This window comes from Ensifer sp. VA4, from assembly GCF_055710065.1.
This window is the reverse complement of the sequence record NZ_JBVQPO010000003.1, coordinates 345,280-357,940: the sequence shown is the minus strand read 5'-3', so window position 1 is coordinate 357,940 and position 12,661 is coordinate 345,280. Positions and strand designations below refer to the sequence as shown.

General features: G+C 57.2%; 12 protein-coding genes. 1 reads left to right on the top strand and 11 read right to left on the bottom strand.

Going from position 1 to position 12,661, the window contains the following annotated elements:
* Positions 1 to 79 precede the first annotated feature (79 nt).
* The 7 genes from AC0C6X_RS06825 to AC0C6X_RS06795 all read right to left on the bottom strand — a co-directional run bounded on the left by AC0C6X_RS06825 (position 80) and on the right by AC0C6X_RS06795 (position 8,405).
* Positions 80 to 613, bottom strand: a complete 534-nt coding sequence (locus AC0C6X_RS06825; protein ID WP_472952336.1) for a Spy/CpxP family protein refolding chaperone — start codon at positions 611 to 613, stop codon at positions 80 to 82.
* A 341-nt stretch (positions 614 to 954) separates the two neighbouring features.
* On the bottom strand, positions 955 to 2,622 hold the full coding sequence (locus tag AC0C6X_RS06820; RefSeq protein WP_173518703.1) for a GH32 C-terminal domain-containing protein: 1,668 nt from the start codon (positions 2,620 to 2,622) through the stop codon (positions 955 to 957).
* 112 nt (positions 2,623 to 2,734) lie between these two features.
* Positions 2,735 to 4,090 carry a NosD domain-containing protein gene (locus tag AC0C6X_RS06815; protein ID WP_247959727.1) on the bottom strand — a complete coding sequence of 452 codons (1,356 nt, stop codon included), beginning with the start codon at positions 4,088 to 4,090 and terminating at the stop codon, positions 2,735 to 2,737.
* A gap of 120 nt (positions 4,091 to 4,210) precedes the next feature.
* On the bottom strand, positions 4,211 to 5,353 hold the full coding sequence (locus tag AC0C6X_RS06810; protein ID WP_247959561.1) for an ABC transporter ATP-binding protein: 1,143 nt from the start codon (positions 5,351 to 5,353) through the stop codon (positions 4,211 to 4,213).
* A 13-nt stretch (positions 5,354 to 5,366) separates the two neighbouring features.
* On the bottom strand, positions 5,367 to 6,203 hold the full coding sequence (locus AC0C6X_RS06805; protein ID WP_247959562.1) for a carbohydrate ABC transporter permease: 837 nt from the start codon (positions 6,201 to 6,203) through the stop codon (positions 5,367 to 5,369).
* Positions 6,196 to 7,077, bottom strand: a complete 882-nt coding sequence (locus AC0C6X_RS06800; RefSeq protein ID WP_173518700.1) for a carbohydrate ABC transporter permease — start codon at positions 7,075 to 7,077, stop codon at positions 6,196 to 6,198. The genes AC0C6X_RS06805 and AC0C6X_RS06800 overlap by 8 nt, the downstream gene beginning before the upstream one ends.
* A gap of 68 nt (positions 7,078 to 7,145) precedes the next feature.
* Positions 7,146 to 8,405, bottom strand: coding sequence for an ABC transporter substrate-binding protein (locus tag AC0C6X_RS06795; RefSeq protein ID WP_247959563.1), 1,260 nt, complete (start codon positions 8,403 to 8,405; stop codon positions 7,146 to 7,148).
* A gap of 170 nt (positions 8,406 to 8,575) precedes the next feature.
* On the opposite strand from AC0C6X_RS06795, the gene AC0C6X_RS06790 reads away from it, so the two are divergent.
* The gene (locus AC0C6X_RS06790) at positions 8,576 to 9,604 is read left to right on the top strand and encodes a LacI family DNA-binding transcriptional regulator (RefSeq protein ID WP_247959564.1); all 1,029 of its coding nucleotides are present in this window, start codon (positions 8,576 to 8,578) and stop codon (positions 9,602 to 9,604) included.
* A 305-nt stretch (positions 9,605 to 9,909) separates the two neighbouring features.
* Here AC0C6X_RS06790 and AC0C6X_RS06785 read toward each other — a convergent pair whose 3' ends face one another.
* The 4 genes from AC0C6X_RS06785 to AC0C6X_RS06770 all read right to left on the bottom strand — a co-directional run bounded on the left by AC0C6X_RS06785 (position 9,910) and on the right by AC0C6X_RS06770 (position 12,649).
* Positions 9,910 to 10,374 (bottom strand): DUF411 domain-containing protein, encoded by a 465-nt coding sequence (locus AC0C6X_RS06785; protein WP_472952289.1) that lies wholly within the window; start codon positions 10,372 to 10,374, stop codon positions 9,910 to 9,912.
* An 83-nt stretch (positions 10,375 to 10,457) separates the two neighbouring features.
* The gene (locus AC0C6X_RS06780) at positions 10,458 to 10,748 is read right to left on the bottom strand and encodes a copper-binding protein (protein WP_173518696.1); all 291 of its coding nucleotides are present in this window, start codon (positions 10,746 to 10,748) and stop codon (positions 10,458 to 10,460) included.
* Between the two features lie 27 nt (positions 10,749 to 10,775).
* Positions 10,776 to 11,261 (bottom strand): cupredoxin domain-containing protein, encoded by a 486-nt coding sequence (locus tag AC0C6X_RS06775; protein ID WP_173518695.1) that lies wholly within the window; start codon positions 11,259 to 11,261, stop codon positions 10,776 to 10,778.
* Positions 11,262 to 11,311: 50 nt separating this feature from the next.
* Positions 11,312 to 12,649 (bottom strand): multicopper oxidase family protein, encoded by a 1,338-nt coding sequence (locus tag AC0C6X_RS06770; protein WP_173520115.1) that lies wholly within the window; start codon positions 12,647 to 12,649, stop codon positions 11,312 to 11,314.
* Positions 12,650 to 12,661 lie beyond the last annotated feature (12 nt).

Below are 12,661 nucleotides of genomic sequence, written 5' to 3'. Positions count from 1 at the left end.
GGCACCGTAGCACTTCAAATCGCTGCATGTTCATGTCCTTAAATCGGCTCCAAGGAAAGATGCAGCAGCCGAGCCGGTCTTACCACCGACCGTGGCCTCCGCGCTCCTTCAAATGCTCGGCGAGCTTGGCGCGCTGTTCAGGTGTCAGCACCTCGGCGGCATCGATGAGCGCGGTCGTCATCTTGCGCGAGGCCGCGTCGATGGCTGCTATGCGCTCACTGCGCAGTTTTTCAGCCGCGGCGCGGTCGATCGTCGGCGATCGGAGAAGTTCGATAACCTGGTCACGCGTCTCGCGGAAGTCTCGGAAAGTCGGGCGTATCTCAGCGCGCGCCGTGTCGATGATGTTCCAAAGCTTGTCTTCCTGCTCGGATGTCGCATCAAGTTCATCGAGCACGGAACCGATCCGGTGTTCCATAAAGCCGCCGCCTCCCATGTATGCGTGCATCATGTGGCCGCCCATTCCGAAGCCGAAATCGCTGCGCGCGGCCGCAAAACCGATCCCGCCGATAACCGCGGCGGCTGCGAGGCCGCCGATCAGGAGGCGTCGCCCCCATTGCTTCGGGGCGGGTCCACCCGCGGCCGGGGTCGCCAGCGTCTTGTCCTCATTTTCCATTGCCAGTCTCCTTTCAGTCCGCAGCAGTTGCTGCGGTGAGGGAAATCTAGCGGGCGAACGTTTCGAGCGTTCCGCGCGAATGTAAAGAAATGTAAAGCCAGCCGCATGCCCGCCCAACCCTCGCACTGGGCATGAGACGCCCCGGCTGCCACTGGTTTTGCTCAAACGAGTCGCAGCTGCCTGTTGCTGCTACGAGCCGGTGGCGGCCCGATTTCCTCGGGCTGGATTGAGCTCAAATATCTCTGCGCCTCGAATTGCTTTGATCGAAATCACTTCCCCCGTGTGGGCTGGGTGCCCTGTAGTTTGCCGCCAGCTTTGCTTCAAAGCGTTTCGGGCCAGCACTAGGTTGAGGCTAGGCGGCATACACTAACGCATGATCCTGACCGGATAGCCAGCCTATCAGGTTGTGAATCCAAATAGCTGCGCCGCGTGCCACAGATCACTCCGTGGTCTGCGAAAATCTCCACAATCCCTCTGTCGTAGATGACGCGCAAATCCGACGCCTGAGGCAATGTGCCCTCGTATCGGATCGAACCGTCATCCTGGGGCAGGCTCACAGATATGGTTCCATCTTTCACACAAATTGTGAAAGAAGGCCGACCTTGTTGAGTAGCCGAAATTGAGGTGCCCTCCAGAGGGCCGTCAAGGCGAACCTCGATCGGCGCATCGGGCAAGGGGAAAAGCAACGGCTCAATGGGCTGTACAGCGATGCGGTCAACTTTGCCATCAAACTCAGATGCGGGCCTCATACATATGCGGTTAAGTTCATCTAAGTACAGCTCCCGAGGGACGGACATCTCCCCCGAATAGGGTGACCCATCTGGTTTTCGGAACTCCCAGTTGAACAGCCACGCGAGTGCTATCTGCCTACCAGATGCCGAGAAGCTTTGCATTGCATAGAAGTCCGTCCCGAAGTCGAGGAGTTGAAGCGTGTCCGAGTGAGGAACAAAGCGATCGTCGAAAAAATCTCCAACAAGCCCGTAAAGGAGGTTGTGCCGGCCGCTTTCAGGATCGCGATGGCCCACAAAACCCATAATCAGTACCCATTTGCCACCGACGGTGAAGAAGTCCGGGCATTCGACTGCCCTTGCTCCCTCGAGACGGAAAGATGGAGGTGCGCGGAAAAGCGGTCCCAAATAGCTCCAGTCGACCAAGTTATCGGATCCATAAAGCAGAACCGCCGGGTCGCCGTGTATGGAGGCGCCGAGTACCATACGATAGGCGCCGTTGACTTCATCCCACCAAACTTTGGGATCGCGAAAATCGTGCTCCACTGCCTTGGGACGCTCCTCCAGGACTGTCACGATGCTTTCTGCTTTGATGATCCGACGATCTGGGCGAGCGATTTTCTGAACTTCCCGATAGCCTTTGAAGAGGTCATAGGCGGGAAGGCGCTCCGTGTAGAAGAACATCAAGGTTCCATCTCGATCGCGAAATGCGTTGCCGGAGAAGGCGCCTCCGGTGGCTCCGAGGCGCCATAAGTTCTGTTCTGGATGCAGAAAGACCGGCATGTGGAGCCAATTGATCAGGTCGTGGCTGGTCGCATGTCCCCAATGCATCGGTCCCCAGTCGCTGCCGATGGGATGGAATTGATAAAACAGGTGCCATAGCTCGCCGACTTTGCAGAGACCAACGGGGTCATTCATCCAATGTCGGCAGGGAGAAAAATGGATTTGCGGGCGATCGGGATCGCTCTCCAGCCACGTGTCGATATCTTTGCCGACGCGGAGCGATATTTTGTCAGCGCTGAACTCCCAGAGCCTTATGCCTTCCTCAGCGACCTTCGCCGGGTCGTAGGAATAGGCCCAGAGGAACGACTCTGGTCTGTCCCATTCGACGATGACCGTGCCAGCTTCCCGATGGTGATAGGAATAATAGGCTGGGTGAGATTCAAGAGCTGACGCTTGCCACAGAATCTGGTCATCCTGCGAGATTGTAACGGCACCGGGTCCGGAGGCCCAGAATTCCAGACGTTCGCCTGAGGCGAAGAAAACAGTCTCTTTAGCCATATATCGACACGCAATTTAGAGAAAGGGGCCGGCCTGAAACCGACCTCGGTTACTTCCAGGAGGAGGTTTAGCTGTTCGAAAGCCCACGTTCGGGCCAGTGCCGCGCGGGCCACTATTGCCCAGGAACTGGAGTGCCCCTGAATGCATTCAGCGTTCTGTCCATCTCAACCTGTTCGTCATTGCCTGAATCTAGGACAGTATTCCGGGCCGCCTCTTTTTGCACCCGTACTGCCGTTACTTCGAGCGCCTTCAAGTTATCAGTTGAAAGCAACGCGCCCACTTGTGTTGAAAAACAGGCGCTGTTTGGTGCGTCGTTGATTTGTGATATTTCGGTTGTGGCCACAATGTGATTATTGGCTATGTAATTGCCGTTACCGGAAACTACATTAATTATCACAGGCTTTGCTGAGGCTGGCTTGATATATTGTATATCTATTGTTTGCGAAATGTGGTTGGCGATGATTGAATTGTTGCTGCCGTCGATCCGCAAAAGCCCGAACAGATCATCCAATCCGTTATCGTACTTCTGCATGGGCGCCCATGGCTCGCGGTCTCGCAAGAAGTGATTTGAGGAGACCAAGTTCTCGCAACAATTGGCGGCAAAAACCAACATGCCGGGATAAAAGGAATGAAATCTATTTCCTGTGATCGAGGAACGCACCACGCCGGAAAAATAGACACTGCTAGCTCCCCGAGGGAATACGTTGTTTGAGGATACTAGAATGCCCCCATAGTTTTCAGCGTAAATGGAATGTCCATTATATCCGGCCCCGACAAAGTTATTCGCTATCCTTGAGGCCTGTCCCATACCTTTCAATTCGATGCAGTTGCCGCACTCTGCGATGAAATTGTTATCTATCGCGAGCGCATCTGCATCATGAACAGTAACTCCATGCTCCAGATAGATGAGACCCATCCCCGTTATTCGGAATGAGTCATTCGGGCTGCCTACATAGATTCCCGTTTTGCCATTCTTGTATGTATTTTCTGCATCATTTTTCCCCGAGCTATCGTCAACGAAGTGCAGGCCATCGATGCAAAAATCGGCAAACTCCACAGAGCTTATACGAGGATTTCCGGTGCGCTTAACATAAAACGCGGCTCCAGCAGCCTCGCCGTCGGCGGCCTCTGGAGAAGTGTCCACGAGTATGCGACTTCCGCCCGGCCACACTTCGTGCCAGTGCGCCACTTCGTTTGCGGGTATGTTGAAGCGGATGCTCGAAGACGTAAAACCATGTCCAGAGCCCACGATTTTCAAATAACTCACGTCTATAACGACTTGAGTGACAAGACGATAATCGCCTGGCGGTATATAGATCACTGCCCCAGGTTTTCCGCCATCATTTAGATCGGAAACCGGTTGCCTGCTTTTAATATCCTCAATGATACTATTGATGACCGCTCCGATATCCTCATGGGGATTACCGACGGGATACTTCGTTACATCGTAACAGTTTTCGCTAACCATTTTTAATGTCTGCGCGGACATCTCTTGCTCCACAGCGCGTTTTCGATTGGCTTGTTGCTCGCAATCGTTGCAGGCGATTGGTGTTGACAGCCGGGCTAGTCACTCTTGGTTTTCTCCGCGTCACCAGATGCTGGTGCGGGTGTCCGGTTCAAAGAAGTGAAGTTCTTCGGCATCGACGGCGATGCGCGCGATATCACCTGCGCGTACTGTGCTCTTCGGAGAAAAGCGGGCTACAGCAGCTCTTTCGTCGCCGATGTCGGCGACGGCATCCGGGTCGCCAGCATTCACCGACGCTGCGTCGATATTCAGATGCACCAGGGATTCAGAACCTAGCGCCTCAACAAGAGCGACCGGGGCCGAGATCTCGGCCGAAGAAGACCGGATCGCGGCGTCGTTCATGTGCTCGGGCCGGAAACCAACAATGACCTGACGGTTAGACGCACCGTTGAGGGAGGGGCGGTATTCGAAAACCCGGTCTGGGATTTCGAAACTATTGCTGCCCAGAGTCAGCGTCCTTCCATTCAGAACGGCCTCGTACAAGTTCATCGAGGGCGATCCGATAAAGGCGGCGACAAAGACATTTTCTGGGCGATTGTAAAGGTTTTGCGGTGTGTCGACTTGCTGGAGCACGCCGCCTTTCATGACAGCTACGCGGTCGCCCATCGTCATCGCCTCGACCTGATCGTGGGTCACATAAATCGTAGTGACATTCAGTTTTCGTTGCAGGCTGGCGATCTCGCCGCGCATCTGCACGCGCAGCTTGGCATCGAGATTGGAAAGCGGTTCGTCCATCAGAAATGCTGCCGGCTTGCGAACGATCGCCCGTCCCATGGCGACCCGCTGGCGCTGGCCGCCCGAAAGGAGCGCCGGTTTGCGGTCCAGTAAAGCAGTCAGCTCGAGAATGCGTGCAGCCTCGTTAACGCGACTGTCGATTTCGGTCGTCGGCAGTCTCGCCATCTGCAGAGGAAAGGCTATGTTTTCGCGGACCGTCTTATGGGGATAAAGCGCGTAGGACTGAAACACCATTGCGATGTCGCGATCCTTGGGATCGATATGGTTGACAACCCTGTCGCCGATCCTGAGTTCGCCGCTGGAAATACTCTCCAGGCCGGCGATCATACGCAGCGCGGTCGACTTCCCACACCCCGACGGGCCCACAAACACCATGAACTCGCCGTCTCTGATATCGAAGTTAAGGTCGTGAAGGGCGTGAAAGCGGTTGCCGTAGACCTTGTTGATATTGCGCAACTCTATGCCTGCCATGCTTCTGTCTCCCTCATCCCTTTACAGCGCCGAATGTCAGGCCGCCGACGATCTGTTTTTGAAGTGCGAGCGTTACGACGATGACCGGAAGCGAGTAGAGCACCGCGGCCGCGGACATAGCGCCCCAGGCAAGCCCGTAGACCGAGTTGTATTCGGCGATGACGATCGGGGCTGTTTTCGTAGCCTCTGATGTCAGCAGCAACGCGTAGAGGAACTCGTTCCAGCTCGTGATGAAGGTGAAGAGGGCGGTGACCGCGATCCCACCCGTCATGACCGGAAGGACGATCTTTCGAAAGGCCTGGAAACGCGTGCAGCCATCCATGCGAGCTGCTTCTTCGAGCTCCCTCGGCATGCCTTCGAAGAAGGCGGACATGAGCAATAGCGCCAGCGGCACGGCGGCCGAGGTGTGGGCGAGAACAAGGCCCGGGACCGTATCGAGCAAGCCCAGAGACTTTAAAAGCTGGAACAATGGCACACCCAAGGACACCGACGGCACCATGCGCGTGACCAGTGCAAAGAGCAGGAAGAGGGTCGTGATCCTGCGCCGGTACTGTGTGGCGACGTAGGCGGCGGGAACGGCCACTGCCAGTGAAAGCGCGGTTGTCAGCACCGCCACAGCGAGAGAGTTGACGAAGGCTCTCGGTAGGGTCGACGATCGCAGGACTTCGCGAAAATTTTCGAACGATAGAACGGCCGGAAAGAAGCTCGGCGGGATCTGCTGGACATCGGCCGCCGGCTTGATGGAGGTCATGAGCAGATACATGTAGGGCAGCGCGTACGACAACACGAGCACGAGAGCCGCCCCGTTTATCAATATCCCACTGACATTGAGGTGGCGAGCCTTATGCATGGACCGGCCTCCAGATCTTCCAATAGGCGAGGGCAGCCAAGAGCATCATGACGATAAGGAAGAGGGCACCGGATGCGGATGCTTCCCCGAGGTCGCCGAAACGAACCATGCGTTGGTAGATGTTCATCGAGAACACTTCCGAGGCATGGCGGGGACCACCTTGGGTCTGTATCCAGATCAGGTCGAAAGTCTTGGCGGCGTCCACGCCGCGTACGATGACGACGACTGCGATCACCGGCCGCATGAGCGGCAGGGTTACGTGCCAGAAGCGCTTGAGCGCATTCGCCCCGTCGATCCGGGCTGCTTCCAGCAGGTCCTTTGGGATATTCGTCAACCCGGCATAGGACACAAGAGCGACAAAGGAGGTCGTCAACCAGATGTCGGCAAAGGAGACAGAATAGATGACAATGTCCTCGCTGGAGAGCCAGGCAATTTCATTGGGATCGTCGATCAGACCCAAGCGAACGAGCCCGTAGTTGAGGATGCCGATATTGCCGACGAGGAGAAACCGCCACAGCAGGCCCGCGACGATGGGTGGGACCATCAACGGCAGAGCGAAGATCGTACGGTGCCAACGCGACTCCCCAGCCATGGCCGAAAACAATAACGCAGCACAGAAACCGAAAGTGAATTCAAAGAACAACGCAAAGACCGAATACTGAACGGTCCTCAGCGCGCTCTCCGCAACGCGTTTCGACGTTAACGCGTCGACATAGTTCTGCAGCCCGACCCACTCGCGTATGTTCGGTGTGATCGTATCGACCTTGAAAAAGGAATCGAATATCAGGAGCCCGACCGGGTAAGCGACCAGCAATCCGAGGATCGCTACCGCAGGCGCAAGCATGCAGAGCACAAATCGGTCTTCACCCGACATGTCCGTCTCCAAGAGATGATATTGCGGGCGGCATCTCATCCGCCCGCGACATTGAGGTAAACGTCGGATTAATTGAGGATGTCCTCAATCGTCTCCTTGGCTTCCTTCAGCACTTCTGCGACATCCGCCTTGCAAGTCAGTGCCTCCTGGACAGCGGGCAAGACAGCTTCGTCGACGATTTCCTGATATTTCTCGTTGATCGGCCGGCCTTGTGTCGCGGGCGCGCTCAGCGTCTCGAGAAGTGGGGCGAAGTGTTCATACCCCGATTTTCCCGAATAGCTGCGATAGGCGGAATTCGTTGCGGCAAGGCCGAGCGGCGCCTCAATGCCCAACGCATTGTTGGCGATCGCGAAAGCGATGAATTTCTTCGCCGCGTCCTTGTGCTGGGAAGTCGAGGGGACAACGTTGTACCAAGGGCCAGGAATAGCGGCGATTCCGGCGTCGCCGGCCAACATCGGCACGACGCCGACTTTGCCGCTGACCTTTGAATCTGCAGGCGTCATCTTATAGGCGTGTGCCCAGAACTTCGTCATGGCCGTCTTGCCCTGGTAGAACAGGTTCTGTGCCTCGCCCCAGCCGATTTCGTTGACGTTTTCTGGAACCGAATGATCCACGCAGTGCGACGCAATATAGAATTCGAGCGCCTTCTGATGCGCGTCATTGTCAATGATGACCTGCCCATCCTTATCGAGAATCACACCGGGTGAACCCGCCTGCAGCACATGGGCCATCCACTCCTCAGAGAAGGTGCCGATGGTGTCGGTACCCCAGAAGTCAATCTTGCCATCGCCATCGGTGTCGCGCGTGAAGAATTTCGCGATCTCACGCCACTGCTGCCATGTCTTGGGAGGAGCGAGGGGGTAGCCATACTTCGCCTGAAACGCTTCCTTCTCCTCCGGCTTATCGAAGAGATCTTTGCGATAGAAGACGATCTCGGCATTTGCCCAAGCAGGCATGCCAATCACTTTGTCACCGACCTTCGCGTCTGCCAGCAAGGCTGGCGGCAAGTCCGCTCGAATTGCATCGGTAAAAAGAGATGAAATGTCTTCGACGTGGCTGGCGAATTTCGCATTCCAAACGACATCGATAGTAACGACATCGAACGCAGAAGAGCCGGAGGCGATTTCGGCTGAGAACTTGTCAAAGACGCCCTGGTAGGGAACCACGGTGAAGTTCACCTTTATTCCGGTCTCGGCGGTGAACTTTTCGGCGACAGCCTTCTGCAGCATCTCGCCGCCGCCTTCCACCAATATATTGATGGTCTCGGCCTTGGCAGAGGCCGCCATGAGAACAAGCGCGAGCGCGCTAGCACCAACCAGTCTCTTCATCGATTCCTCCCTCGCTTGCCTGGGCGCTTGTGTTAGTGCCCTTGCTTTGCCGGAACATAGTCGCCTTATGACGACGTTGTCAACGCGCGTTGTCGACGTTGTCAGAAAAATATGTCGACGTTGTCATGTCGCTGGTTTAAAACGGTGCCCAGCAAGGAGATTGGTGGGACATGGTCAGCATTATCAGCGTCGCGAAAGCGGCCGGGGTTTCCAACAAAACAGTTTCACGAGTTATCAACGGTGAGCCTTATGTGACTGAGGAAACCCGGGAGCGTGTGGAAAAGGCTATCCGGGACCTGGGCTATATTCCGAACATGGCGGCGCGCCTCATTCGTTCGAGCCGCTCCAACACCTTCGGCATCATCACAGACTATGTGTCTACCACACCCTATTCGGTCGACATTGTGCGGGGAATACAGGATTGGGCAAATGCCAACGGGAAGACCATCCTCATGGCAAATACAGGCGGCTCTATCGAGAGAGAGGCTGAAGTCTGGAAAATGTTTCAGTCCCATCGGATTGATGGGGTCCTTTATGTCACAATGTACCGTCGCACCGTGGATCCTGAGGCAGGCGATGTCCAGATTCCGACGGTGATGATCAACTGCAGGTCTCAGACGAACGAACTGTTACCGTCGATCGAGCCTGATGACTACCAGGGTGCGCAAGATCTTACCCGCTATCTGCTTGACAAGGGGCATCGAAAGATCGGCTATATCCGGCTCAATCCAATTCTTCTGGGCGCGGAACTGCGTCTGGAAGCATTCCTCAAGACAACCAGGGAATTCGGTCTCACCGAGGGCGACCTCGCTATCAAACTTGGCATGGAAGGGCCCGTCGGGTCAGAAAACAACTACGTCTTTGCGGCAGCGACTGAAATGCTCATGCAGAAGGACCGTCCTACCGCGATAATGAGCGGCAATGACGAAATGGCGATCCAAATTTACATCGCAGCTTTGTCTCTGGGGCTGCGGATTCCAGAAGATATCAGCATTGTGGGCTTCGACGATTTCCGGACCGTTTCGATGGCCTTGAAACCTGAACTGACGACGGCTGCACTACCATACTATGACCTCGGGTTGACGGGTGCGGAACGCTTGAACACGCTTTTACAGGGTAACAAAAGCGACCGGCCTCAATGGGTGTTGCCCTGCAAGCTCATAGAACGCGGATCTGTCAGCCCGCCCGCGTGTTCTTGATAAATTATCCTTTGGTGGTTCTCGCTGAGCTTCTTGATGTCGGCGGCCTATGTTCATGCACGCCAAGTGCGCTCGCAACGGTCTTGCTCGCAATCCCGTCGGTGCAGCGAAGCCGCTCCGCCTCGCTCGAAACCCGTCGGTCGGCCAGTCGCACTTGCCACTGCCCAATTTCCCATGGAGGGGCCAAGCGTACAATGTAATGAAGTTCAGATTGAAGTAATGAGTTCAGTTTGAAGTCCAAGGCGCCTCCACCATCGCGCAAGCGCCTCGGATGCTGTATTGGGCAGCCGCCCTGCCGCAACGCCCTATTTCGCCGGTCTTACCTGATAGTAGACCGTCGATTGCGCGCCCTCCGCCTTGGCAATCGTATAGACGTCGTAGGAGGCCTGCGGGTCGTTGCCCATGCCGAGCGAGCCTGAGGGCATGCCGGGGACGGCGAGCCCGGCGATATCGGGCCGCTCAGACAGGAGCTTGCGGACTGCGTCCAGCGGCACGTGCCCCTCGATGATATAGCCGTCGATGACGGCGGTGTGGCAACCTTCCATGTCGGCCGGCACTGCGAAGCGCGTCTTGATGACCGACATATCGGCTTCGTCGTGGATGTCGACCTTGTAGCCGGCGGCCTCCATCGCTTCGGCCCATTGCTCGCAACAGCCGCATTGCGGATCCTTGTAGATGGCCATGGTGCCGGTTGCCGCCGCGGCGCCTGTCGCAAAGAGGGTGATGCCCGCAATCGTGCCTGCCACGAAATGTCTGCGTAACACATCCATCGGACGCTCCTTTCCCGTTTCTGCCTGATGAGAGGATTGTGGCGCCCGGGCCGCGCGAAGTCGACCCGGGCTCATTGTCGCAGTTACTTGATTTCGGTCACGGTCAGCTTGCCGTTGACCCGGTCGGCCACGAATTCGATCGCAGCACCTTCCTTGAGTTTTGCCAGCAAGGCATCGTCGCCGACGCGGAACACCATGGTCATGGCCGGCATGTCGAGGTTCTTCAGGTCCTCGTGGTCGATCGTCACCTTCTTGGTCTTGGTGTCGATCTTCTTGACGACGCCCTTGGTGAACTCCGCCGCCTGGGCGGGGAGGGCAAACGTTGCGGAGACAGCGAGCGCGAACGCTGCGACGAGGGTGCCTACTGATTTCATGGTTTCATCCTTTCCTTTTGCTCTTGGTTACTTCTTCACGACATCGAGCGGACCGTGCATGCCGGCGTCGTAGTGGCCGGGCACCAGGCAGGCGAACTCGAAGGTGCCGTCATTGGCGAAGGTCCAGTAGATATCGCCGGACTTGCCGGGCTCGAGGCGAATGGCGTTCGGGTCGTCGTGCTCCATGTCGGGAAACTTCTCCATGGTGGCCTTGTGTTCCTGGATCGTCGCCTTGTCGTCGAGGACGAATTCGTGAGCGAGTTCGCCTGCGTTCTTGATCGCGAAGTGGACCGTCTGACCCTGTCGGACCTTGATGGTGGCCGGGGTGAAAATCATCTTGCCGTCGTCGGTTTCCTTCATGGTGATGCGGATCGTCTGGGTCGCCTTTTTCTTGTCGCCGGCTTCGCCGATGGACACCTCGCCGTGGCCGCCGGCATGGCTGCCGCTGGCAAGTGCCTGGGAGGAAAGGGCGGAGGCGGCAATGAATGCCAGAGCGGTTGCTGTCTTCTTCATCGTATGTTTCCTGGTGGATTTGAGATAGTTCGTTGCGATCTGCCGTTCCGTCATGGTTTCGGCGTGATCACGGTCTTGGCATCCTTGGCCCGCGTTGCTTCCGGCAGTTCGCCGGTCCACTCGAAGGCCTGCGTTCCCGGCGGGTTTTCGTACCAGCCGGGGTCGCTGTAATCACCGGCGGAGATGCCCTCGCGCACCTTCACCACCGAGAACATGCCGCCCATCTCCAGCGCGCCGTGCGGACCCCAGCCGGTCATCATCGGGATCGTGTTGTCGGGGAGCGGCATTTCCATTTCGCCCATATCGGCCATGCCGGCCGTACCCATGGGCATGTAGTCGGGCTTGACCTTGCGGATCTTGGCCGCGACGGATTTCTTGTCGGCGCCGATGAAGGTCGGGATGTCGTGTCCCATCGCATTCATCGTGTGGTGCGACTTGTGGCAGTGGATCGCCCAGTCGCCCTCGTACTTGGCGTCGAACTCGTAGGCGCGCATGGCGCCGACGGGAATGTCGATCGTCACTTCCGGCCAGCGAGCTTCCGGCCGCACCCAGCCGCCGTCGGTGCAGGTCACCTCGAAATCGTAGCCGTGCATGTGGATCGGATGGTTGGTCATGGTGAGGTTTCCGACCCGCACGCGCACCCGGTCGTTCTTGGAAACGACCAGCGGATCGATGTCCGGGAAAATGCGGCTGTTCCAGCACCACATGTTGAAGTCGGTCATTTCCATGATGCGCGGAACATAGGTGCCGGGGTCAATGTCATAGGCGTTGAGCAGGAACACGAAGTCGCGGTCGACGCGCATGAAGTGCGGATCCTTTGGGTGCACCACGAAGAAGCCCATCATGCCCATGGCCATCTGCACCATCTCGTCGGCATGCGGGTGGTACATGAAGGTGCCGGACTTCACGAGGTCGAACTCGTAGACATAGGTCTTGCCGGCCGGAATATGCGGCTGCGACAGGCCGCCGACGCCATCCATGCCCGACGGCAGGATCATGCCGTGCCAATGGACAGTGGTGTGCTCCGGCAGCTTGTTGGTGACGAAGATCCTGACGCGGTCGCCTTCGACCGCCTCGATCGTCGGACCCGGCGACTGGCCGTTATAGCCCCAGAGATAGGCGGTCATGCCATCCGCCATTTCCCGCTCGACCGGCTCGGCAACGAGGTGGAACTCCTTGACGCCGTTGTTCATGCGGTGCGGCAGCGTCCAGCCGTTGAGGGTGACGACCGGCTGATAGTCGGGTCCGCTCGTCGGAACGAGAGGTTTCTGGGTCGTGGCATTGTCCATGCTTGCCGCTTCCGGCAGGCCGGAGTTGGAGGTCTGCGCCCAGGCGGCGGTCGAAACGAGAGCCGCGCCGGCGCCGAGGAAGTGCCTTCTGTTGAACATCATGCGATCCTT

What these genes read in the sequence shown, in the direction of transcription:
- AC0C6X_RS06795 (WP_247959563.1), bottom strand. Translation starts at nt 8,405, where the DNA reads ATGAAGAGACTGGTTGGTGCTAGCGCGCTCGCGCTTGTTCTCATGGCG.
- AC0C6X_RS06790 (WP_247959564.1), top strand. Translation starts at nt 8,576, where the DNA reads ATGGTCAGCATTATCAGCGTCGCGAAAGCGGCCGGGGTTTCCAACAAA.
- AC0C6X_RS06815 (WP_247959727.1), bottom strand. Translation starts at nt 4,090, where the DNA reads ATGGTTAGCGAAAACTGTTACGATGTAACGAAGTATCCCGTCGGTAAT.
- AC0C6X_RS06780 (WP_173518696.1), bottom strand. Translation starts at nt 10,748, where the DNA reads ATGAAATCAGTAGGCACCCTCGTCGCAGCGTTCGCGCTCGCTGTCTCC.
- AC0C6X_RS06770 (WP_173520115.1), bottom strand. Translation starts at nt 12,649, where the DNA reads ATGTTCAACAGAAGGCACTTCCTCGGCGCCGGCGCGGCTCTCGTTTCG.
- AC0C6X_RS06800 (WP_173518700.1), bottom strand. Translation starts at nt 7,077, where the DNA reads ATGTCGGGTGAAGACCGATTTGTGCTCTGCATGCTTGCGCCTGCGGTA.
- AC0C6X_RS06775 (WP_173518695.1), bottom strand. Translation starts at nt 11,261, where the DNA reads ATGAAGAAGACAGCAACCGCTCTGGCATTCATTGCCGCCTCCGCCCTT.
- AC0C6X_RS06805 (WP_247959562.1), bottom strand. Translation starts at nt 6,203, where the DNA reads ATGCATAAGGCTCGCCACCTCAATGTCAGTGGGATATTGATAAACGGG.
- AC0C6X_RS06785 (WP_472952289.1), bottom strand. Translation starts at nt 10,374, where the DNA reads ATGGATGTGTTACGCAGACATTTCGTGGCAGGCACGATTGCGGGCATC.
- AC0C6X_RS06810 (WP_247959561.1), bottom strand. Translation starts at nt 5,353, where the DNA reads ATGGCAGGCATAGAGTTGCGCAATATCAACAAGGTCTACGGCAACCGC.
- AC0C6X_RS06820 (WP_173518703.1), bottom strand. Translation starts at nt 2,622, where the DNA reads ATGGCTAAAGAGACTGTTTTCTTCGCCTCAGGCGAACGTCTGGAATTC.
- AC0C6X_RS06825 (WP_472952336.1), bottom strand. Translation starts at nt 613, where the DNA reads ATGGAAAATGAGGACAAGACGCTGGCGACCCCGGCCGCGGGTGGACCC.